Source organism: Acidovorax cavernicola (genome assembly GCF_003581445.1).
On record NZ_QXMN01000027.1, the window covers coordinates 39,718 to 61,762 of the forward strand.

A 22,045-nucleotide genomic window follows, 5' to 3' on the forward strand; every position below is an offset into this window, starting at 1 on the left:
AAGTGCGCGAAGACTGGGGGAGTGCAACATTTCTAGGCTCCCGCGCGCTTGCGCTGCCACGCTTGCAGGCCGTTGATGACCAGCAGCAGGATGAACGACAGCACCAGCATCACCAGCGCGACCGCCGTGGCGCCCGTGTAGTCGTACTGCTCCAGCTTGCCGATGATGATGAGCGGCGTGATCTCGGAAATCATCGGCATGTTGCCGGCGATGAAGATCACCGAACCGTATTCGCCGATGGCGCGCGCGAACGCCATCGCGAAGCCCGTGAGCAGCGCAGGCGCGATCGACGGGAAGATCACCTTGGTGAAGGTCTGCAGGCGCGTGGCGCCCAGCGAGGTCGCGGCTTCTTCAAGCTCTTTCTCGGCGTCTTCGAGCACCGGCTGCACCGTGCGCACCACGAACGGCAGCCCGATGAAGATCAGCGCAATCACGATGCCCGCCGGCGTGAAGGCCAGCTTGATGCCGTGCGGCTCGAGCAGCTGGCCGATCCAGCCATTGCCCGCGAGCAGCGCAGTAAGCGAGATGCCGGCCACGGCCGTCGGCAGCGCGAACGGCAGGTCGACCAACGCATCGACGATGCGCTTGCCCGGAAACTTGTAGCGCACCAGCACCCAGGCCACGAGCAGTCCGAACACCGCATTCACCATCGCCGCGATCAGCGAGGCGCCGAAGGTCAGGCGGTACGAGGCCATCACGCGCGGCGCGGTCACCGACACCCAGAAGTGCTCCCAGGTCATCGTGAAGGTCTTGAAGACCAGCGCCGACAACGGGATCAGCACGATCAGGCACAGATAGAAGATCGTGAAGCCGAGCGTGATGTGGAAACCGGGCAGCACGCGCTTGGCGCCCCCTGCCCGGTTGGCACGTGAAAAAGGCGCTCCCGCTGCCGGGAGCGCCGAAGAAGCAGCGCCGCTCATTTACTTCGCGCCGGGCGTGTACAACTTGTCGAATTGACCGCCGTCATTGAAGTGCACCTTCTGCGCTTCGCTCAGGCTGCCGAACAGTTCCTGCACCGTGAACAGCTGCAGCGGCTTGAAGGTGGCGGCGTACTTCTTGAGCACGGTCTGCGAACGCGGACGCAGTGCGTGCTTGGCGGCGATTTCCTGCGCTTCTTCGGAGTACAGCCAGTCGAGGTAGGCCTTGGCGAGGTCGCCCGTGCCCTTCTTCTTGACGGTGCGCTCGACGATGGCGACCGGGTTCTCGGCCACGATGGAGATCGACGGGTACACCGAGTCGACCTTGCCGGTGCCGAACTCACGGTCGATCGAGACCACTTCGGATTCGAAGGTGATCAGCGCGTCGCCGATGTTGCGTTGCAGGAAGGCGGTGGTCGCGTCGCGGCCGCCGCGCGCCAGCACCGGCACGTTCTTGAACAGCTTGCCGACGAACTCGGCAGCCTGGGCGTCGGTGCCGCCCTTCTTCTTGATGTAGCCCCAGGCGGCCAGGTAGGCGTAGCGGCCGTTGCCGCCGGTCTTGGGGTTGACGATCACGACCTGCACGCCGGGCTTGACCAGGTCGTCCCAGTCCTTGATGCCCTTAGGGTTGCCGTTGCGCACCAGCAGCAGCATGGTCGACGTGGTGGGCGATGCGTTCTCGGGGAACTTCTTGTTCCAGTCCTTGGCAACCACGCCGGCGTTGGCCAGGAAGTCGATGTCGGTCGAGGTGTTCATGGTCACCACATCGGCGTCCAGGCCGTCGGCCACCGCGCGCGCCTGGGCGCTGGAGCCGCCGTGCGACTGGTCGATCTTGACGTCCTTGCCAGTGGTCTTCTTGTAGTTCGCCACGAAGGCCGCGTTGTAGTCCTTGTAGAACTCGCGGGCCACGTCGTACGAGGCGTTGAGCAGCCCGGTGCCTTGTGCGAAGGCGGTGCTGCCGGCGAGTGCGGAGGACGCCAGCGCGAGCACGGCGACGAAGGTCTTGATTCTGGAAGTCATGTGGTTGCCAGGTTTTCTGAAAATTCACGTCCCGCCGACCAGGCGGCGGGTTCGTCGGTCAACGATTGCAGCAGGGCCAGGCCGAGCGGCCAGTCTCCGTGCCCCGAATCGATGTTGATGTGCCCCGCATTCTGCATGCGCACGAACTCGCTGCCCCAGGCGCGCGAGTAGGCGCCGGCAAGGCGGATGGGGCAATAGGGATCGTTGCTGCTCGCCACCACGATGCTGCGGTACGGCAGCGCCGCATACGGCACGGGCGCGAAGTCGGACAGTACCGCGCGGCGCTCGGGATCGGCCGGCGCCACCAGCAGTGCGCCCTGGATGCGGGCGGCGGCCTCGGGCGGCAGGTGCGCCGTGGCGATGCAGCCCAGGCTGTGGGCTGCGATCACCACCGGGCCGGGCGTGTCGAGCACGAGCTTGGCCAGCGTCGAGACCCAGGCCTCGCGCCGCGGCGAGGCCCAGTCGTCCTGCACGACCCGCGCGGCGCCCGGGATGCGCTCTTCCCACAGGCTCTGCCAGTGGCCGGGCCCGGAGTCGCGCCAGCCGGGCACGATGACGACACGAGTCTGCATGACGGCGCAGTCCTGCTTGCTTACTTGTTGGGCTGCGGCGTGATGCGCAGGTAAGGCTTGACGGCCTTGAAGCCCTTGGGGAAACGCTCGGCGAGTTCGGCCGGGTCCTGGATGCTTGGCACGATGACGACGTCGTCGCCGTCCTTCCAGTTCACGGGCGTGGCGACCTTGTGGCTGTCGGTGAGCTGCAGCGAGTCGATCACGCGCAGGATCTCGTCGAAGTTGCGGCCGGTGGACGCCGGGTAGGTGATGGTGGTGCGGATGATCTTCTTGGGGTCGATGATGTAGACGCTGCGCACCGTCGCCGTGGTGGAGGCGTTCGGGTGGATCAGGTCGTACAGGTCGGCCACCTTGCGGTCGGCGTCCGCAATGATCGGGAAGTTGACGGTGGTGTTCTGCGTCTCGTTGATGTCGCCGATCCACTCCTTGTGCTTGGTGGCCGGATCGACGCTCAGCGCGATGGGCTTCACGCCGCGCTTGGCGAACTCGCCCGACAGCGCCGCGGTCTTGCCGAGTTCGGTGGTGCACACGGGCGTGAAATCGGCCGGGTGCGAGAAGAACACGACCCACGAATCGCCGGCCCACTGATGGAAATCGATCGGGCCTTCGCTGGAGTCCTGGGTGAAATTGGGGGCGGTGTCGCCGAGTCGCAGGGTTGCCATGGTCGCTCCAAGGATGGGGTGGAAGCCTCGGATTGTGCGAACGGGTGCTTCAATGACAAACGAATATCTGTTTGTTTGGATATGACGTTTTCCGCATATAGAGCCATCCAAGCCCGCCGCAGAACGCTATCTTTTCGATAGCAATCGACCTCAGAACATCCGCATTTCCTCGCTCTGCAGGTGCTCCGACAGGAAGTCGATCAGCCGCCGCACCGCCGGCACCAGCGCCCGCCGTGCCGGAAACACCATGTGTGCCACCACCGGCGACGGCCCCCAGCCGGGCAGCACGCGCACCAGCCGGCCGGCTTCGATGTCGGCGCGGCACATGTAGTCGGGGAGCATGGTGGCGCCGACGCCTCCCAGCGTGCCGAACTGCAGCGTCGCCAGGTCGTCGGCCACATAACGCGGCGTGTGCACATGCAGGTGGCTGCGGCCGTCCGGGCCTTCCAGCCGCCATTCGGCGCGCCCTTCCCCGTTGACCGACATGGCCGCCGTCGGCAGCTTCGCGAGATCGGTCGGCGTTTCGACCGGCCCGTGTTGCGCCAGCAGCGCCGGGCTGGCAGCCAGCACGCCGCGGCTGTAGCCGAAGGTCTTGGCCACGAGCACCGTGCTGTCCTCGATGGCCGGGCGCACCCGCAGCGCGATGTCGATGCCCTCCTCGATCAGGTCTACCGGCCGGTTGATGACACGCATATCGACACGCACCGCCGGATGGCGTTCCATGAACACCGGCATCAGCTGCGCCAGCCCGCTGTGCGCGATGGTGACCGGGCAGGTCAGCCGCACCAGTCCGCTCGGCTCGGTCTGCACCTGCGCCACCGCCTCGGCCGCAGCCTGGGCCGCGTCACGCATGGCGGAGGCGTGGCGCAGGTAGATCTCGCCGGCCGGCGTGAGCGACAGGCGCCGCGTGCTGCGCTGCATCAACTGCACGCCCAGCCGCTCCTCGAGTTCGGCCACGCGGCGTGACAGGCGCGATTTGGGAATGCCCAGCGCCCGGCTGGCCGCGGCAAAGCCGCCCCGTTCGGCCACTTCGGCGAAGAACACCATGTCGTTGAGGTCTTGCATCGCCTCATTGTCCCGCAAACAGAACGATCTGATCGAAATTTGGCTACTTATCAGCCAATGGCATCAAAAATAGAATTCTCCCAACGCCGGCCACCTTTGAGCGCCGACACCCGCAAAGAAAGCGTTTGATTGACATGAAGCTGCTCCACATCGACTCCAGCATCCTCGCCGCCGGCTCCACCTCGCGCCAGCTGACCGCGGAAATCGTGACCGCCTGGCGCGCCGCCCATCCCGACACCCAGGTCGAGTACCTGGACCTCGCCGTGAACGCGCCCTCGCACTTCGGCGCCGATGCCCTCGGCATCAAGACCGGCGTGCAGGCCCAGCCCACCGAAGCGCAACTGCGCGAGAACGCCCTGTCGGAAAAGCTGGTGAGCCAGTTCCTGGCCGCCGACGTCATCGTGCTCGGCGCCCCGCTGTACAACTTCACCATCCCGACCCAGCTCAAGGCCTGGATCGACCGCCTCGCCCAGGCCGGCCGCACCTTCAAATACACCGACAAGGGCGCCGTCGGCCTGGCCGGCGGCAAGACGGTGATCGTGGCTTCGAGCCGCGGCGGCATCTACTCGACCTCCGAAGGCGGCCAGGCTGCGGAACATCAGGAGAGCTACCTGAAGGTGATCTTCGGCTTCTTCGGCATCACCGACGTGCGCTTCGTGCGCGCCGAAGGCATCGCGATGGGTGACGCCCCTAAGGCCGCCGCACTGGCCGCAGCCCGCGCCGACATCCTCGTGGCCACGAGCGAAGCCGCGAACCAGAAGACCGTTGCGCAAGCCGCCTGATCCCGTAGCAGGCTGAAAAACCAAAAGGGCCGCCCATGAGGGCGGCCCTTTTTGTCTTCAGGCCAAGAACACCGCGGAACCGGCTTTGCCGGGCCGCTGGTGTTGCCCCCGGGCGAGGGGGTTGGCGAAGCGACACGAAGTGCGCGAAGCCTGGGGGCGAGCCCAATCAGGCTGCGGAGTGGGATTTGACCCAAGCCACGTACTTGTCCATCCAGCCCTGCAGGAACTTCTTCGTGTCTGCGTTGCCGATGTGGCCCTTGTCGTCGAACAGGCCTTCCTTGGCCTGCAGGAACACCTCGGGACCGCCCATCGTCGGTGCGTCGAGGTAGGCCAGGATGTTGCGCAGGTGTTGCTGCGCCAGTGCCGTGCCGATGGCACCCACCGAGATGCCGAGCACGCCGGTCGGCTTGCCGGCCCAGACGCTCTGGCCGTAAGGGCGCGAGGCGTGGTCGATGGCGTTCTTCAGCACGCCGGGGATCGAGCGGTTGTATTCGGGCGTGACGAACAGCACGCCCTGTGCCGCCGCGACCTCGCTCTTGAGGCGCTTCACCTGGGCGGCCTGGTTGCCGTCGTCGTCCTGGTTGTACAGCGGCAGATCGTCGATGCGCAGGGTTTCGAAAGTGAAGTCCGACGGTGCGAGATGCGCCAGTGCAAGGGCCAGCTTGTGGTTGAACGAATCCTTGCGCAGGCTGCCGACGATGACGGCGATCCGGGTCTGTGCCATGGGTGGAACTCCTTGAAGTGAGAAAGGCTGTCGGAATGACCGGGACGATTATGCGAAGCGCTCAAGACCTTTTCCAGAAAAGTTCATGACAACCGGCGCACGCGCCTGCGCGCGCCGCACGGCCCCGTGGGCCAGCCGGTCCAGCCCGGTGCACAGCAGCCAGTAGATCGCGCCCACGAGCATGAATATCTCCGCCGGATAGACCATGGTGCGCGCATTCACCTGCGAGGCCACGAACGACAGCTCGCCCACGCCCACCACATACGCGAGTGAGCTGTCCTTCACGAGCGTGACCCACTGGTTGACGAACGACGGCAGCATCATCCGCAGCGCCTGCGGCAGCACGATATGACGCAGCGTGCCCCAGCGCGTGAGCCCGAGCGACAGCCCCGCCGCCCACTGCCCCGCGCCGATGCCGCGGATGCCCGCATGCACCGCGTGCGCCAGGTAGGCACCGCCCACCAGCGACAGCGCGCACATCACCGACAGCACGCCCGGCACGCTGACGCCCAGCGCGAACGGCAGCAGGAAGTAGGTCCAGAAGATCAGCATCAGCACCGGGATCGCGCGCAGGAAGGCCAGCGCCAGCGTCAGCACACGCTTCAGCGGCCCTCGCGCCATCGCCAGCCCGATGCCCCACGCCAGTCCGAGCAACGCCGAGGCGATGCCCGAGCCGGCGCTGAGCAGCACCGTGAGCGCCGCACCGCCCAGTTCGCCCTGCGGAAAGGCGCCCCACAGCAGGTACGGCAGGCTGTCCCATAGCGTGTGCAACGCGTCGGTCATGTCGCCGCCCTCCCCGGCACCTGCGACTGCCGGCGCGCCGCCCAGGCTGCCAGCACTTCGATCACGCCGATGGTCGCGATGTAGAGCAGCGTCGCCACGCCGAACGCCTGGAAGGTCTTGAAGGTCTCGGCCTCGACCTGCCGCGAGGCATACGACAGCTCGACCAGCCCCACGGCCATTGCGAGCGAGGTGTTCTTGACGATGTTCATGTACTGACCCAGCAGCGGCGGCAACGCGATGCGCAGCGCCTGCGGCAGCACCACCTGCGTCAGCACCTGCGCGCGCGTGAAGCCCAGCGCCTGCGCCGCCAGCGTCTGTCCGACCGGCACGCCACGGATGCCTGAGCGGATGTCCTCGCCCACATAGGCCGCCGCATACAGCGTGAGCCCGAAGAGCGCCGACAGCAGTTCGAAGGAGATGAAACGCCCCGCCAGCAGCCCTTCGCGCAGCGCCTCGGGCAGCACGCTGGGCGCGCCGAAGTACCAGAAGAAGAGCTGCACCAGCAGCGGCGTGTTGCGAAACAGCGAGACGTACGCGCCGCTCACGCGAAGCCACGCGGGCCGGCTCGACGAGCGCCCTGCCGCCACGACCACGCCGAGCAGCGTTGCGCCCGCCGCCACCAGCAGCGAGGCTCCCACGGTCACGAGCCAGCCGTCGAGCAGCCAGCCCAGATAACGGGGCGCGAGCAGATGCTCGCGCAACAGATCGGTCAAGGCTGCCGGTCAGTTGGCGGCCACGCGCTGGTCGCCGATCTTCAGCAGGCGCGGCAGCGGTGCCTTGCTGTTCGGGCCGAACCAGGTGTCGTAGATCGCCACGGCGCGGCCGTTCTTCTCGCTGTCGACCAGCCAGGCGTTGAGCGTCTCGAGCAGGCGCGTCTCGCCCTTGGCCACGGCCGCGCCGAGGTATTCCTTCGACACCGTGATCGCCGGGATCTCGTACTTCTCCTTGTCAGGAATCGCATTCCACTGCGCCGTGAGCTTCACGCCGTCGTTGGTGATGGCCTGCACGTTGCCGTTGCGCAGCGCGGCCAGCGCGAACGGCGAATCGTCGTAGAGCACGACCTTGGCGTCGGGGTAGTTCTTGCGCAGGTTCGACTCCATCGTCGTGCCCTTCTCGGTGCCGATGCGGATGTCCTTGATCTGCGCGGCGTCCTTCAGCACGCCCTTTTTCGCGAGGAACTGCTGCCCGACCAGGAAGTAAGGCGTGGTGAAGTCCACGGCCTTGGCGCGTTCGTCGGTGATGGTGAAGCTCGCGAACACCACGTCCGCCTTGCCGGAGGTGAGCAGCGGAATGCGGTTGGCCGGGTTGGTCGGCACCAGCTCGATCTTCACGCCCAGGCTCTTCGCGAACTCGGTGGCCAGGTCGATGTCATGGCCCACCTGCTTCTTGCTGGCCGGATCGATGTAGCCGAACGGCGGGTTGCCGTCGAACGCGGCCACGCGCAGCACGCCGGCCTTGCGGATGTCGTCGAGCTTGTCGGCCCAGGCGACGTTGCCCAAGGTGGTGAAGGCGCCGAGAGCCAGGGCCAGGCTGGTCAGAGTGAAAGAGTGGGTATTGCGGGTCATGCCTGCGCTTCGCTTGAAGAAGAAAAAAATGAGAGAGCGCGACTCTAGGCAGTGTCCGGCACGGCGCCAACGAAGCAATTTCCGCTTGCATATGCAGCGACGAGTTGCGCATGAACAAATGACAAAAGCTTCGTGGCGCGTGAAGGCGTCGATCCCTAGAGTGGCCAGCCTCCGCCTTCCGACTGACTGCTTTTTTCTTCCTTGACCGCGTGACGTGGCCTCGCTCTTCTCATGCACATCCCCGCTTCTTCATCTCCCGCCGTCTCCCGGCGCCTTCTGCTTCGCGCCGGCGTCGGCGCTGCCGCCGTCGCCGCCTCGGCGCCGCTGTTCGCCCAGACCCGCGCTCGCACGCTGCGCATCGGCTACCAGAAGTTCAACACGCTCAACATCCTCAAGGGCACGGGCCAGCTCGAGAAGGCGCTCGCGCCGGCCGGCGTGAGCGTCGAGTGGCGCGAGTTCCTTGGCGGCAGCCAACTCTCGGAAGCGCTGGCCGCCGGCGCCATCGACTTCGGCCATGCCTCCGACGGCATCGGCGTGTTCCAGCAGGCCAGCGGCAAGGGCCTGGTGTATCTCGCAGCCGAGAGCCCCTACCCCGGCGGCGTCGGCTTCCTGGTGCCGCGCGACTCGCCGATCCGCAGCGTGCGCGACCTGAAGGGCAAGAAGGTCGTCACCGGCCGCGGCTACAACACGCAGTACGTGCTGATCCGCGCACTCGAAGCGGCCGGCCTGCGCTACGAAGACATCGAGCCGGTCAACATCCTCACGGCCTCCGACACCGTGGCCGCCTACCAGTCGGGCAGCGTGGCGGCCATTGGCCTGTGGGACCCGTTCCTGGCCGGCGCGCAGGTGGCGACCGATTCGCGCCTGCTGTTCGACGGCACTGGCCTGAGCGGCAACCGCACCTACCACTTTGCGCAGGCCGGCTTCGCGCGCGCCAACCAGGACACGCTGCGCACCGTGTTCGCCGAACTGCGCAAGGCCAACGAATGGGCACAGGCGAACCCGGCCGAGGTCGTCGCCACGCTCGCGCCGCAGCTCAAGGTCGAACCCAAGGTGCTGGCGCTGGCGACCGAACGGCGGCAGTATGGCGTTGTTGCGCTCACGCCCGCCATCGCCCGCGAACAACAGGGGTTGGCCGATGTGTTCGCGCAGTTGAAGCTCATTCCGCAGCCCATCGCGGTGAAGGATGCCTTCCTCGACCTGAACCTTGTTTGACGACCACACCCTTCGCCCCGTGACCCTCCCCCACTACGACGCCATCGTCATCGGCCTGGGCGCCCTCGGCGCGGCCACCCTGTATCAGCTCTCGCAGCGCGGCGCGCGCGTGCTCGGCATCGACCAGTTCGCGCCGCCACACGACCAGGGCTCCTCGCACGGCGATTCGCGCATCACGCGACTGGCCGTCGGCGAAGGCGACGAGTACGTGCCGCTGGTGCACCGCTCGCACGCCATCTGGCGTGAACTCGAAGCGCGCACCGGCCACGAGCTGATGACCACCACCGGCGGCCTCATCCTCGCGCCGCGCGACCGCGTGGCGGAACACCATGGCAAGTCCGACTTCGTGCGCCGCACCATCGCCTGCGCCGAGCGTTTCGGCATCGCGCATGAAGTGCTCGACGCAGCCGGCATCCGCGCGCGCTATCCGCAGTTCCACCTGCAAGGCGACGAGATCGGCTATCTCGAACGCGACGCCGGTTTCGTGCGGCCCGAAGAAGCCATCGCCGCCCAGCTCGCCGTGGCCCGCGCCGACGGCGCACAGACCCGCACGGGCGAGCGCGTGCTGAGCGTCGAGCCCGTGGGCAATGGCGACACCGTGCGCGTGCGCACCGACACCGCGAGCTTCACCGCCGACCAGGTAGTGGTTGCCGCCGGCGCCTGGCTGCCCGAATTCCTCGGCCGGCAGGCGCGCACCGACTGGCAAGCCCACTTCTCGGTGCACAGGCAGGTGATGCACTGGTTCGACACCGGCCCCTCTGCCGCGGCCGACTTCGCACCCGGGCGCTTCCCCATCTTCATCTGGATGTTCGGCGACGCGCAGGAAGACTACATGTACGGCTTTCCGGCCTCCGACGCATCGCAGCCCGCGCTGAAGGTCGCCACCGAGCAGTACGTCGACGCCACCACGCCAGACGCGCTCAACCGCGACGTGAGCGCCGAAGAAACCGCCGCCATGTACCGCAACCGCGTGGCCGGCCGCTTTCCGCAGATCCAGGGACACGCGCTCAAGGCCCGCGCCTGCATGTACACCGTCACACCCGACCGTCGCTTCGTGATCGACGCGCTCGACGGCCTGCCCCACGTGCTGATCGTCTCGGCCTGCTCGGGCCATGGTTTCAAGCACTCGGCCGGACTGGGCGACGCCATCGCCGACCGCGTGCTGGGCCGCGAAAGCGCGCACGGCCTCGACCTGCGGCCCTTTGCCCGCGAGCGGTTGGTGGCCTCGCAATACCCCTGAGGCGTACGCGCGCGATCCGGGGCATCATCGCTTCCGATCTTCAGTTTCTTCGGAGGCAGCGCGCGATGCGATTCCTGGTGGTGGGTGCTGGTGCACTCGGTGGTTACTTCGGCGGACGCCTGCTCGCAGCGGGCCGCGACGTAACCTTTTTACTGCGTCCGGGCCGCGCAGCCCAGCTGGCCACGACCGGGCTCGTGGTGCGCAGCCCCTTCGGCGACCTCGACCTGCCGACACCGAAACATGTGCTGGCCGAACAGATCGACGGCCCGTACGACGTGGTCGTGGTCGGCTGCAAGGCCTACGACCTCGACGCGACCATGGATTCGTTCGCGCCCGCCGTCGGCCCCGACACAGTCATCCTTCCGCTGCTCAACGGCCTCGGCCACATCGACCGGCTGGCCGCGCGCTTCGGCGATGCGTGCGTGCTCGGCGGCCTGTGCATGATCTCCGCCACGCTCGACGACGAGGGTCGCGTGCTGCACCTGAACGACATGCACAGCCTGAGCTACGGCGAACGTGCAGGTGGGCGCTCCGCGCGCATCGATGCCATCGCGGCGCAGTTCGACGGCGCGAACTTCGCAGCCACCGCGAGCGAGACCATCGCGCAGGACATGTGGGAAAAGTGGGTCTTCATCGCCTCGGCCGCGGGCCTCACGAGCCTCATGCACGCCTCCATCGGCGACATCGTGGCCGCCGGCGGCGAGGACGTGGCGCTGGCGATCTTCGACGAATGCTGCGCCATCGCCGCCCACAACGGCTTTGCCCCGCGGCCCGGTGCCATCACACGTGGTCGCGCGGTGGTCACGACCGCCGGCTCGCCCATGACCGCCTCGATGTACAAGGACATGGCCCGCGGCGCGCGCGTCGAGGCCGACCACATCCTGGGCGATCTGCTGGCCCGTGCTGCGCGCACCGAGTCACCCACGCCGTCGGTGCTGCGCACGGCGTACGTGCACCTCAAGGCCTACGAGTTCCGGCGCGCCCGCGAGGCCGGCTGAACGGACACGACGAGCCTCATGGCAGACACGCTCGCCTTCCTCCACACGGCCCAGGTGCATGTGCAGACCTTCGGCAACCTCGCACGCGAGGTCGCGCCCGAGCTGCGCGTGCAGCATGTGGTGATGGAAGAGTTGCTGGCCGATGCGCGCAGGCTGGGCATCGACAACGCCAGCCTCGTGACGCGCGTGCACGAAGCCATGCGGGATGCCGCCTCGGACGGCGCCGCCGTCGTCGTGTGCACCTGCTCGACCATCGGCGGCATCGCAGAGAAAACCGCCACCGGCGGCGCCTTTGCAGCCCTGCGCATCGATCGCGCCATGGCCGACCGCGCCGTGCGCAACGGCCCGCGCGTGCTGATCGTCGGCGCTGTCGAGAGCACCATCGACCCGACCCTGTCGCTCGTGCTCTCCGCGGCCCGTCAGGCCGGTGTCGGCATCCGGGCCAGCACCTTGCTGGTCGAAGACGCCTGGGTGCATTTCCAGTCCGGCGACACCGCGCGCTACGTGGCCACGCTGGCCGAATCGATCCGCGCCGCAGCCGATGCCACCGATGTGATCGTGCTGGCGCAGGCGTCGATGGCGCCGGTGACGGCGTTGTTGGCGGACCTGGGTGTCGACGTGCTCAGCAGCCCGCAACTGGGCGTGGCGCATGCGGTGGCCATGCTGCGCGCGTCGAGCAAGGCCTGGGCGTCCAACAGCACAGGAATGTCGGGCTGGTAGCCCTGCCCTGCAGCAGGAGCCAGGTCTTCGCCAGGCCTACTCCTGCTTCTGGATCGTCTCGCCCCTCAGCATCCCCATGTCGCGGGTGTTGAAGCGGTGCCGCTTCCAGCCCGCCCAGGTACGGCGGAAGTTGGAGATGGAGATGCCGTAATAGATCACCTTGAACATGCGCAGCGCGCCCCACATCGGCGTGCCCCTGTAGATGTCGCCGGCCAGCAGCGACATCAGCGCCTCCTTCACCCGGAACGGATTGCCGGGGTACATGAACATGTCGCGGATGGTCGGGTTGGTCACGCGGTAGATGAACCACGAGTACTCGCGCGGCCCCTTGCGCATCATGGCTTCGAATGCTTCGCGCGCGCGCGGGAGTTCGGCCGGCTGGTCGAGCGCGGCGTTCACCAACTCGGCGCCGTCGAAGGCGCTGTGCATCGCGAGGTACACGCCGGAGGAGAACATCGGGTCGATGAAAGCGAAGGCATCGCCCAGCAGCAGATAGCGGTCGCCCGTGGCGTGCGTGCTCGAGTACGAGAAATTGCCCGTCGCATGCACCGCGTCGTCGACCAGCGTGGCGTTCTTCAGGCGGTCGACCAGCACCGGGCATAGCGCGATGGTGTCGTAGAAGAAATCCTTGAGCGGCTTCTCGCGCGTCTTCAGGTAATAAGGCCAGCACACCGCGCCCACGCTGGTCGTGCCATCGGCCAGCGGAATGAACCAGAACCAGCCGTGCGGGAACCAGCAGATGCTGATGTTGCCTTCCTTCTTGCCCTCGAGCCGCTCGGCGTTCGTGAAGTGGCCGAACAGCGCGGTGCTGTTGTGGTCGGGGTTCTTTTCCTTGCAGCGGAATTTGTTCGCCAGCATCGTGTCGCGCCCGGACGCGTCGACCACGAAGCGCGCGCGCCAGCTGCGCCTGGTGCCGTCGTCCATCACGGCCTGCACGTTGGCGCCGTCGGCGTCGAAGGCCACGTCGCGCACCTTGCAACCTTCCAAGGCCTGGGCGCCGCGCGTGGCGGCATTGCGAAACAGCAGTTCGTCGAGTTCGGAACGGCGCACCTGCCAGGCGGAGTCGAGCGACTTGTCCCAGCCTTCGCCGAATTCGACGTAGCTGCGGTGCTCATGCTCCGGCGAGACGAACTCGATGCCGAACTTCGGCATGCCGATCTTCTCGACCTGATCGCGCACGCCGAGCTTGTCGAACAGCTCGACATTCGCGGGCAGCAGCGATTCGCCGATGTGAAAACGCGGGTGGTGCTCCTTCTCGACCAGCACCACCTTTCGGCCCTGCTGCGCCAGCAACGCCGAGATCGTCGATCCGGCGGGGCCGCCGCCGATCACGAACACATCGCAGGATTCTGGAGAGCTGGAAACGCCGGGAGAGGAAACCTGGGGCTGGGACATGCGAAGACAAGCTGCGTGGTTGACAGCGACAGAGCATAGCGCGCCCGCATCGCACGACACAAAACGGTTGGTGACACGGATCGGGAGACGGCACACTGGTGCCCCGTCATCCCCCCAGCTTGCACGCCATGTTCCTGCGACGCCTTGCCTTGTCTGCCGCGCTCTGCCTATCCGCCGCATGGAGCCATGCCGCGGGATTCAGCTTCATCGAAGTCCCGGCCGACAAGGACGGACCGGCCTTGCGTGGCGCAGTGTGGACACCTTGCGAGGCGCCGCCCACCGACATCTCGTTCGGCCTGATCGCCATCTCGGCCGCGAAGGATTGCCCCATCGCTGGCGCGAAGCTCCCCTTGGTGCTGATGTCGCACGGCTCAGGCGGCTCGTTCCTGGGCCACCACGACACGGCCGCCGCGCTGGCAGACGCTGGCTTCGTGGTCGCCGCCATCAATCACCCCAACGACAACTTCCAGGATATGGAACGCCGGGGCCATCTCTCGACGCTGGCCGCACGGCCCATCGACATGCGGCGACTGGCCGACCACATGCTCGGCGCTTGGCCGCATCGCGCGAAGCTCACCGCCGACCAGGTCGGCTTCTTCGGTTTCTCCCGGGGCGGCTTCACCGGCCTCGTGGCGACGGGCGCGGTGCCCGACTACAAGCTCGGCCTGCGCTTCTGCACACCGGCGTCGAGGATTCCGTTCTGCGGACAGATCCAGCGCCAGGAACTGCCTGCGCCACCGGTGCGCGACGCGCGCATCAAGGCCGCCGTCATCGTCGATCCGCTGAGCTTCTTCGACGCCGAGGGACTGAAGCAGGTCGCGGTGCCCGTGCAGCTCTGGGCCTCGGCCCGTGGCGGCGATGGGGTGATGCCGGACGACGTGGAAGCCGTCCGCCGCAACCTGCCCACACCGCCGGACTGGCACGTGGCCGCGAACACCGGGCACTTCGCGTTCCTGGCGCCTTGCGCGCCCGCCATGGCCAAGGTACTGCCAGAGATCTGCAACGACGGGGCCGGCTTCGACCGCGTGGCCTTCCATGCGGACTTCAATGCCAAGGTACTCGCCTTCTTCAGGCAGCACCTCGCATCGAAGCCCTGACCCAGTCGCGCGACCGTCCTACTTCACTACCGCGTGCGCCGCTGGCCGGCCAGCCGCCGCACCACCGTCACCAGCCGGTCGATCTCGTCGAAGGTGTTGTAGAACGCCAGCGACGGCCGCACCGTGGTCTCGACGCCGAAGCGCCGCAGGATCGGCTGCGCGCAGTGGTGCCCTGTGCGCACAGCAATGCCCTCGTCGTTGAGCGCGTGGCCCACCTCCTCGGTGCTGTAGCCGTCGAGCGCGAAGGACATCACGCTGGCCTTGTCGGCCGCCGTGCCGATCAGCCGCACGCCCGGGATCGCGCCGAGCTGCGCCATGCCGTAGACCAGCAGGTCGTGTTCGTAGCGCGCGATGTTCTCGATGCCGACCTTGTTCACGTAGTCGATCGCCGCGCCCAGGCCCACCGCGTCGGCGATGTTGCCGGTGCCGGCCTCGAACTTGTTCGGGATCGGCTGGAACACCGTCTTCTCGAAGGTGACGTCGGCAATCATGTTGCCGCCGCCCTGCCACGGGGGCATGTCTTCGAGCACTTCGCGCTTGCCCCAGACCACGCCGATGCCGGTCGGGCCGAACACCTTGTGGCCGGAGAACACGAAGAAGTCGGCGCCGAGGTCCTGCACGTCCACGCGCATGTGCGACACCGACTGCGCGCCGTCGACCAGCGCCTTCGCGCCCGCGCGGTGGGCCAGCTCGACGATCTCCTTCACCGGCACCACGGTGCCCAGCGCGTTCGACACCTGCGTGACGGCGACGATCTTCGTACGGTCGTTGAGCAGCTTGCGGTATTCGTCGAGCAGCACCTGGCCCGAATCGTCCACGGGGATCACGCGCAGCTTCGCGCCCTTGGCGGCGGCCATCTGCTGCCACGGCACGATGTTGGCGTGGTGCTCCAGGTTCGAGACGATGATCTCATCGCCCTCGCCCACATGCTGCCCACCCCAGCTCTTGGCCACCAGGTTGATGGCCTCGGTGGTGCCGCGCACGAAGATCACTTCCTCCACTTCGGGCGCATTGATGAAGCGGCGCACCCGTTCGCGTGCGCCTTCGTAGGCGTCGGTGGCGCGCGCGGCCAGCTCGTGCGCCGCGCGGTGGATGTTCGAGTTCTCGTGCGCGTAGAAGTACGCGATGCGGTCGATGACCGACTGCGGCTTGTGCGTGGTGGCCGCGTTGTCGAACCACACGAGCTGCTTGCCGTTCACGCGCTCCTGCAGCACCGGGAAGTCGCGCCGCACGGCGTGCACGTCGAACGGCGGATGCCGGCCGCTGCCGGCCAGCGGCACCGCGTCGGGGCCGCGCGGATCGGGCTTGGCCGGCGTGACGAAGCCGCTGGGCAGGCGCACGGCATCGACGAAGTAGAACTGCGCGTCGCGCCCGGCAGGCGCCGAGGGCGCGCCGTGCGGCAATGCAGGTTGTGCCGAGGGCTGCGTCGCCAGCGCGGCGAGGTCCGCGAAGGGATCGTGGATGGCGAAGCCGTCGCCCGGCGCAGCAGCTGCGGCGCCGGCCACTGGATGCCCATGGCCGTTGCCCAGGAAGTAGAACGGCGAGGCCACCGCTTGCGGCGATGCAGGCGCCCCCACCAGCTGCGGCACGCCTTGCACCGTGCCGCCCGAACGCGGCTCGAGGGCCGGCGCCACCGACAGCACATGGTCCGGCACGCCATTGCCCGCCACCGCGTGCGGCACCAGGGCCGGTGCGCGGTTCGCGAGCGAAGGCAGTTGGGTCGGCGACGCGGGCAGCACATTGGCGCCCGGAATCTGCCCCTGCGGGATCGGCGTGCCCGGCACGCTCGGGCCGAAGCCCGCGGGACTCACCAGCGGCGAGCCCGGTGGCGCGACGTTGGCCGGAAACTGCGCGCCCGGCACGAGGCCGCTGGCCACGCCCGGCAGCGAGGTCGGCGGCGTGCCCGGCAATGCGGAGAACATGGCGCTGGCCATGCGCGAAAGGACGGCCGGATCGAACGGCGCGGCCTCGCCCGGAATCGTGGGTGTGCTCACCGCGATGTCTTACTTGTAGGTGTCGGGATAGTCGTGGTACTTGCCGATCTCGACATCGTCGAGCACCGCCAGCGCGTCGGTGGTCAGCACCGCGAGCGAGCAGTACAGCGAGATCAGGTACGACGCGATCGCATGGTTGTTGATGCCCATGAAACGCACCGACAGTCCCGGGCTCTGCTCGCCCGACAGTCCCGGCTGGAACAGACCCACCACGCCCTGACGCTTGTCGCCCACGCGCAGCAGCAGGATCTTGCTCTTGCCGTCGGCCACCGGCACCTTGTTCGAGGGAATCAGCGGAATGCCGCGCCAGGTGATGAACTGCGAGCCGAACAGGCTCACGGTCGGCGGCGGCGTGCCGCGGCGCGTGGCTTCGCGGCCGAAGGCGGCAATGGCCAGCGGGTGCGTGAGAAAGAACGCGGGTTCCTTCCACACCTTGGTCAGCAACTCGTCGAGGTCGTCGGGCGTGGGCGCGCCGGTCAGCGGGAAGATGCGCTGCTCTTCGCTCACCTGGGCCAGCAGGCCGTAGTCGGGGTTGTTGATGAGCTCGCTCTCCTGGTTCTCCTTGATCGTCTCGATCGTGAGGCGCAGCTGCTCCTTGATCTGATCGTGCGGGCTGCTGTAGAGGTCGGAGATGCGGGTGTGCACGTCGAGCACGGTGCTCACGGCGTTCAAGAAATGCTCGCGCGGGTTCTCTTCGTAGTCGACGAAGGTGCGCGGCAGCTGGTTCTCTTCTTCGCGCGAGGTGCAGGTGACCTTGATCGACTCGGGGTTCTTGACCTTGTTGACGCGGTAGATGCCCGCCTCGACCGGCACCCATTGCAGCAGGTGCGTCAGCCAGCGCGGGCTGATGGTCTCGAGTTGGGGAACGGTCTTGGTGGCGTTGGCTAGCTGGCGGGCGGCGTTGTCGCCGAGGGCGGTGGTACCACCGACTGTTGCACTCATGGATCAGGGCTCCGTGGGTTGAGAAGAAGAAAACGACAGTGGCCGCCAGTGTCTGGCGGCCACGGGTTTTCCCTCAACAGGCTATAGCCGCCAAGTTGATCCTTCGCGCAAGGCGCGACTGCTCCAGTTGCTCGCATTGCGCGAGCAGATGCACGATGTTGATGCCCAGCGCGCCGGCCAGCTTGTGCGCGGTGACGATCGACGGAATCACGCGACCACGCTCGATCTCGCCCACGTACGAGCGGTTCAGATCGGAACGCTCGGCCAGCTCCTCTTGCGACCAGCCCTGCCCTTCACGCAACTGCCGCACGGTCACGCCGAAGTCTTCCACGAAGCCTTTCATGCGTTCCCCGCTTTCGTCGTGCTGCTGTTCTGCAGGCTCGCCTGCGAGACGCTGGCACCGGGCGGCACGTCGTCCGTGATCCACACATTGCCGCCGATGACCGCGCCCTTGCCCAGCGTGACGCGCCCGAGGATGGTCGCGCCCGCATAGATCACCACGTCGTCCTCCACCACCGGATGGCGTGGCAGGCCCTTCTGCAGGTTGCCTTCGGCGTCGGTCGGGAAGCGCTTGGCGCCGAGCGTGACGGCCTGGTACAGCCGCACGCGCTTGCCGATGACGGCCGTCTCGCCGATCACGACACCCGTGCCGTGGTCGATGAAAAAGCCCGCGTCGATCTGCGCGCCCGGGTGGATGTCGATGCCGGTCTGCGCATGCGCCAGCTCGGCCACGATGCGCGCCAGCAGCGGCAGGTCGAGCTCGTACAGACGGTGCGCGAGGCGGTGATGGATCATCGCCAGCACGCCCGGATAGCACAGCAGCACCTCGTCGACGCTGCGCGCCGCCGGGTCGCCCTGGTAGGCCGCGAGCACGTCGCTGTCAAGCAGGCGCCGCAGGCCCGGCAGCGCGTTGGCGAACTGCCGGACGGCCTCTGTGGCCGCGGCGTCGATCTCGCTGGGAGCGCGCGGCTGCAACCGGGCATTGAAGTTCAGCTCGAGCCGCGCCTGCACGAGCAGCGCCTGCAGCGCGGCATCGAGCGTGTGGCCCACATAGAAATCTTCGCTCTCGTGACGCAGGTCCGGCGGCCCGAGCCGCATCGGAAACAGCGCGCCCTTGAGCGATTCGACGATCTGCGCGAGCGCATCGCGCGACGGAAACTCGCGCGCGCCGGGTTCGCGCGAACGGCGCTGCGAATCGCGCCATTCGTCGCGCACCTCGTGCAACGCACGCACGATGTCGCTCACCTCGAAATGGGCCATGTGTGTTCTTCTCCCGTGAGTGTTCGTGTGTGTGTGTGAGGTTCAGTCCTGCACCCACGGCAGCCCGTGGAAGCGCCAGCCGTCGGCACCACCGCGGTGCCCCGCCGCGTCGATCTCGCCCTCGAAACCTTCGAGCACGTTGAAGACGCTGGTGAAGCCTGCCTTGGCAGCGGCTTCGGCAGCCAGGGCCGAACGCTTGCCGCTGCGGCACAGCAGCAGCACCAAGGCCTCCTTGCCGCCATCCTTGGCCAGCCTGGCTTCGAGTTCGCGCACGAAGCGCGGATTGCGCGTGAGCGCCGTGCCCGTGGCCCAGGCGACGTGCAGGCTGTCGGGCACGTGGCCGACGAACTTGCGCTCTTCGCCGGAGCGCACATCGACCAGCAAGGCCTGGCCGCTCTGGACGAGTTGCCAGGCCACCGGCGGGGTCACGCCGCCGGCATAGGGCCAACCGGCCTCCAGGGCCCGTTCGCGCGCCTGCGCCAGTGCTTCGGGCAGGACGAGTTCTTCAACTTCCACTGACATGCTGTGCGGCTCCTGTTGTGCATCGGATTCGCCTTGATGGCGATGACCACCACTGTAGGAGCCGCGCGCCGAAGCACAAACAACTGAAAAGTCGGTTTCTTACAACCTCTTGATCTATAGCGGCACGTCCGGCGGCACATCCTGTGCGAGCGTCTCCACGGGCACGAAGAGACTGTTCGCATCGTGCAGGCGGCGCAGCTCCGACAGGCGCTGCCGGTTCTCGTCGCCGAAGCAACGCCCGACTTCAGCGGAGCGATGCTCCAGATCGAACTCGTTGACGTAGGCCCCTGACGCAATGCCCGCGAGCTCGTCGTACATGCCGTTCAGCCACGCGCGATTGACGGCATCGTCCGACGCCTCGTTCCACTGCGCGTAGGTCGAGACGAAGTACCGGCCGCGCGCGGAATACGCGGCATCCGGGTACGACGGGTCCTTGCCGCGCCACACCAGCAGCATCACGCTTGCGGGAGAGGGCTTGGCCGGCAGGTGCCGGCTCAGGATCGGCGCGATGTCCTGCGTGCGGTCCGTCAGGATGTTGTCGGTGCGGTAGCGCCGCGACACGAGCATCGCGTCGGTCGCCTGGTAGATCGTCTCGAAGCCCGAAGGCTGGTCGACCTCCAGTGCCGTCAGCGGCGTGGTGATGCGATCCGTCAGGCCGGCTCGCAGGCGCGTGGCCTCGGCCAGGTCGCCGGTGAACGCCAGCGTGTTGACCAGCACGACCGGATTTCCGCTCGCGGAGTCCGAGGCGACGATCACCATGACCTGCAGATTGCGCGGTGGATCGGCGCGTTCGATCTCCTCGAGCACGGCGCCCAGCTGCGACACGTCGGCCGCGTACAGGCTGCCGCGAATGGCGCGCGGCAGCGGCCAGCACTTGAGATAGAAGCGCGTCACGACGAAGAACAACCCCGGCCCGCCGCCGCGCGCGGCCCAGAACAGCGCCGGATCGTGCTCGGCATCGACATGGCGACAGCGGCCCTGGGCGTCGACGATGTCGAGCGCCTCGACATTGAAGACGCTCATCCCGCCCCATTGCGCGCAGTTGATGCCCAGCCCGCCACCGAGCAGGAACCCGCCGATGGCCACGTTGCGGCCATGTCCCGTGGGAAAGGCCAGCCCGTGCGAAGCCAGCGCCGTGCTCAACATCGCGCCCTGCACACCAGGCCCCGCGATGGCGCGCGAACGGGCGACATCGATGTCCAGCTGGTTGAGCGCCGACACATCCAGCATCAGCGTGTCGGATCGCAAGAAGCAGCCCGCGTAGCTGTGGCCGCCGCCGCGCACGCTGATGCGCAAGCCCGTCTCGCGTGCAAAGGCGATGGTCCGCACCACATCAGCCTCGCTGGCCGCGCGCACGATGGCGGCAGGCCGCCGGTCAAACGTGCGCCCGTTCCATGCGGCGGCGCCCAGCCACTCCTCGTAGGCCGGATGGTCGCGAAAGCGGACTTCGCCCTCCAGCGTGCGCACCAGCACCTGCGCGGCATCCGGAAGCCTCGCCGACGCCGCTGCCTTGCCTCGGTCCTCGCTCGTCGCGGCATACAGCCGCAGGGGTCGCAGGCCGAGCCGGGTCTTGATGCGCGCATGCAGGCGCCCTCCTTCCAGCCGCCGCAGGCCCTTCTCGATGGCGTGGCGACAGGCTGCGGCCACGCCGATGGTGTAGGGACTGAACGGCGTCTCGTCATAGGTCATGCCCGCCGACCACAGGTGGAAGGTTCCCGCTTCCTCGAAGCAGATGAAGCCGCTCACCAGCCGGTCCTCGACCTCGACCACGCTCAGGCGGATGAGGTCGCCGCACAGCCGGCTGAAACGCGCGAGCGGCTCGGCCGGAAAGTAGTGCGGCGTTCCGTTGCGCGCGGTGGTCTGCTGGCACAGCGCGGCCAGCTGGTCGAGCTTGTCGCCGAACGGCGGTGCGATCACCCGGGCGCTCGCACCGCTGGACTGGAACTTGCGCAGTTGCCGCGTCATCTCGTGGCGGCCGTCGGCGGGCAACGCACTCACGAAGCTGTCGAAGTCGGGAAAGGCAGACAGGTCGGCAGCATAGCGATCGACCATGTGGCTCACGCGAAGGCCCGCGCGCGCCGCCTCGCGCAGCGCCGGGCCATCGGGCAGGTTGAGCAGGCCGAAGTAGCGCGCACGCTCCGCTCGCGCCACGTCCGCCATCGCATCGAGCAAGGCGCCGTAGACCTCGGGCGTGGGCGACAGCGCCGGGATGGTGCTGTCGAAGCAGTGCATGACATGGCTGAACAGCCCCCGGTCCGCGCCGTCGTTCTGCAAGCCGACCGAGTGGGCCAGCACGCCCAGCGGATCGACCGCGCCCAGGTCCTGCAGGTAGGCGGGCATGAAGGCCACCAGGCGCCCTTTTCTGCGCACGAGAAAGTAGAGCGTGCGATGCACGGGCAACAGCGGCGACTGCTCGGCAGCGAGCATGAAGCGCTGGTCGTAGAACAGCGGCGCGCGGCTTTGCAGGAAGAACGCGCGGTATTCGCCGGGATCGATCTCGTTCAGGGAGTCGAGCGCTTGTACGGTGATCGTCATCGGGACCTCGCAGACAAAGGTGGAACAACCCGTCGAT

Annotated in this window: 22 protein-coding genes; 6 read left to right on the top strand and 16 right to left on the bottom strand. The window is 67.5% G+C overall.

Features of this window, described 5'->3' with window-relative positions; translation table 11 throughout:
* Window positions 1-32 precede the first annotated feature (32 nt).
* From cysT to D3H34_RS20215, 5 genes are all read right to left on the bottom strand, one after another.
* Window positions 33-920: a sulfate ABC transporter permease subunit CysT gene (cysT, locus tag D3H34_RS20195; RefSeq protein WP_119556031.1), complete on the bottom strand. Its 888-nt coding sequence runs from the start codon at window positions 918-920 to the stop codon at window positions 33-35.
* A complete protein-coding gene (locus tag D3H34_RS20200) occupies window positions 921-1,937 on the bottom strand; it encodes a sulfate ABC transporter substrate-binding protein (protein ID WP_119556032.1) in 1,017 nt (338 codons plus the stop codon). It lies immediately after the preceding gene.
* Window positions 1,934-2,509: an RBBP9/YdeN family alpha/beta hydrolase gene (locus D3H34_RS20205; RefSeq protein WP_119556033.1), complete on the bottom strand. Its 576-nt coding sequence runs from the start codon at window positions 2,507-2,509 to the stop codon at window positions 1,934-1,936. The genes D3H34_RS20200 and D3H34_RS20205 overlap by 4 nt, the downstream gene beginning before the upstream one ends.
* A gap of 20 nt (window positions 2,510-2,529) precedes the next feature.
* Window positions 2,530-3,171, bottom strand: coding sequence for a peroxiredoxin (locus D3H34_RS20210; protein WP_119556034.1), 642 nt, complete (start codon window positions 3,169-3,171; stop codon window positions 2,530-2,532).
* Window positions 3,172-3,321: 150 nt separating this feature from the next.
* On the bottom strand, window positions 3,322-4,236 hold the full coding sequence (locus tag D3H34_RS20215) for a LysR family transcriptional regulator (RefSeq protein WP_119556035.1): 915 nt from the start codon (window positions 4,234-4,236) through the stop codon (window positions 3,322-3,324).
* A gap of 134 nt (window positions 4,237-4,370) precedes the next feature.
* On the opposite strand from D3H34_RS20215, the gene D3H34_RS20220 reads away from it, so the two are divergent.
* Window positions 4,371-5,018, top strand: a complete 648-nt coding sequence (locus D3H34_RS20220) for an FMN-dependent NADH-azoreductase (protein WP_119556036.1) — start codon at window positions 4,371-4,373, stop codon at window positions 5,016-5,018.
* Window positions 5,019-5,184: 166 nt separating this feature from the next.
* Here D3H34_RS20220 and D3H34_RS20225 read toward each other — a convergent pair whose 3' ends face one another.
* From D3H34_RS20225 to D3H34_RS20240, 4 genes are read right to left on the bottom strand one after another with little or no spacing between them, the layout of a single operon-like run.
* Window positions 5,185-5,742: an NADPH-dependent FMN reductase gene (locus D3H34_RS20225; RefSeq protein ID WP_119556037.1), complete on the bottom strand. Its 558-nt coding sequence runs from the start codon at window positions 5,740-5,742 to the stop codon at window positions 5,185-5,187.
* A gap of 48 nt (window positions 5,743-5,790) precedes the next feature.
* Window positions 5,791-6,525 carry an amino acid ABC transporter permease gene (locus D3H34_RS20230; protein ID WP_119556038.1) on the bottom strand — a complete coding sequence of 245 codons (735 nt, stop codon included), beginning with the start codon at window positions 6,523-6,525 and terminating at the stop codon, window positions 5,791-5,793.
* On the bottom strand, window positions 6,522-7,238 hold the full coding sequence (locus D3H34_RS20235; RefSeq protein ID WP_350308484.1) for an amino acid ABC transporter permease: 717 nt from the start codon (window positions 7,236-7,238) through the stop codon (window positions 6,522-6,524). The genes D3H34_RS20230 and D3H34_RS20235 overlap by 4 nt, the downstream gene beginning before the upstream one ends.
* Window positions 7,239-7,247: 9 nt before the next feature.
* Window positions 7,248-8,090, bottom strand: a complete 843-nt coding sequence (locus D3H34_RS20240) for an ABC transporter substrate-binding protein (RefSeq protein WP_119556039.1) — start codon at window positions 8,088-8,090, stop codon at window positions 7,248-7,250.
* 231 nt (window positions 8,091-8,321) lie between these two features.
* On the opposite strand from D3H34_RS20240, the gene D3H34_RS20245 reads away from it, so the two are divergent.
* From D3H34_RS20245 to D3H34_RS20260, 4 genes are all read left to right on the top strand, one after another.
* Entirely contained in the window at window positions 8,322-9,305 is a 984-nt protein-coding gene (locus tag D3H34_RS20245; RefSeq protein WP_119556040.1) for an aliphatic sulfonate ABC transporter substrate-binding protein, read from the top strand.
* A 19-nt stretch (window positions 9,306-9,324) separates the two neighbouring features.
* Entirely contained in the window at window positions 9,325-10,545 is a 1,221-nt protein-coding gene (solA, locus tag D3H34_RS20250) for an N-methyl-L-tryptophan oxidase (protein ID WP_119556041.1), read from the top strand.
* A 65-nt stretch (window positions 10,546-10,610) separates the two neighbouring features.
* Window positions 10,611-11,543: a 2-dehydropantoate 2-reductase gene (gene panE / locus D3H34_RS20255; protein ID WP_119556042.1), complete on the top strand. Its 933-nt coding sequence runs from the start codon at window positions 10,611-10,613 to the stop codon at window positions 11,541-11,543.
* Window positions 11,544-11,561: 18 nt separating this feature from the next.
* The gene (locus tag D3H34_RS20260) at window positions 11,562-12,263 is read left to right on the top strand and encodes an aspartate/glutamate racemase family protein (RefSeq protein WP_119556043.1); all 702 of its coding nucleotides are present in this window, start codon (window positions 11,562-11,564) and stop codon (window positions 12,261-12,263) included.
* Window positions 12,264-12,299: 36 nt separating this feature from the next.
* Here the strand turns inward: D3H34_RS20260 and D3H34_RS20265 are convergent, their stop codons facing one another.
* Window positions 12,300-13,658, bottom strand: a complete 1,359-nt coding sequence (locus D3H34_RS20265) for an NAD(P)/FAD-dependent oxidoreductase (RefSeq protein ID WP_119556044.1) — start codon at window positions 13,656-13,658, stop codon at window positions 12,300-12,302.
* Between the two features lie 128 nt (window positions 13,659-13,786).
* Here D3H34_RS20265 and D3H34_RS20270 point away from each other — a divergent pair, with 128 nt between their 5' ends.
* Window positions 13,787-14,755 (top strand): alpha/beta hydrolase family protein, encoded by a 969-nt coding sequence (locus D3H34_RS20270; protein ID WP_119556045.1) that lies wholly within the window; start codon window positions 13,787-13,789, stop codon window positions 14,753-14,755.
* 26 nt (window positions 14,756-14,781) lie between these two features.
* Here the strand turns inward: D3H34_RS20270 and D3H34_RS20275 are convergent, their stop codons facing one another.
* The 6 genes from D3H34_RS20275 to D3H34_RS20300 all read right to left on the bottom strand — a co-directional run bounded on the left by D3H34_RS20275 (window position 14,782) and on the right by D3H34_RS20300 (window position 22,008).
* Entirely contained in the window at window positions 14,782-16,689 is a 1,908-nt protein-coding gene (locus tag D3H34_RS20275; protein ID WP_434057701.1) for a family 2A encapsulin nanocompartment cargo protein cysteine desulfurase, read from the bottom strand.
* Window positions 16,690-16,758: 69 nt separating this feature from the next.
* Window positions 16,759-17,691: a family 2A encapsulin nanocompartment shell protein gene (locus D3H34_RS20280; protein WP_119556046.1), complete on the bottom strand. Its 933-nt coding sequence runs from the start codon at window positions 17,689-17,691 to the stop codon at window positions 16,759-16,761.
* A 73-nt stretch (window positions 17,692-17,764) separates the two neighbouring features.
* Window positions 17,765-18,034 (bottom strand): helix-turn-helix domain-containing protein, encoded by a 270-nt coding sequence (locus D3H34_RS20285; RefSeq protein ID WP_119556047.1) that lies wholly within the window; start codon window positions 18,032-18,034, stop codon window positions 17,765-17,767.
* Entirely contained in the window at window positions 18,031-18,951 is a 921-nt protein-coding gene (gene epsC / locus D3H34_RS20290; protein WP_119556048.1) for a serine O-acetyltransferase EpsC, read from the bottom strand. Before epsC ends, D3H34_RS20285 begins: the two co-directional genes overlap by 4 nt.
* Before the next feature lie 42 nt (window positions 18,952-18,993).
* Complete coding sequence (locus D3H34_RS20295) at window positions 18,994-19,473, bottom strand: rhodanese-like domain-containing protein (RefSeq protein WP_119556049.1); 480 nt, start codon at window positions 19,471-19,473, stop codon at window positions 18,994-18,996.
* 114 nt (window positions 19,474-19,587) lie between these two features.
* Window positions 19,588-22,008, bottom strand: a complete 2,421-nt coding sequence (locus D3H34_RS20300; RefSeq protein ID WP_119556050.1) for a GNAT family N-acetyltransferase — start codon at window positions 22,006-22,008, stop codon at window positions 19,588-19,590.
* Window positions 22,009-22,045: the final 37 nt, after the last annotated feature.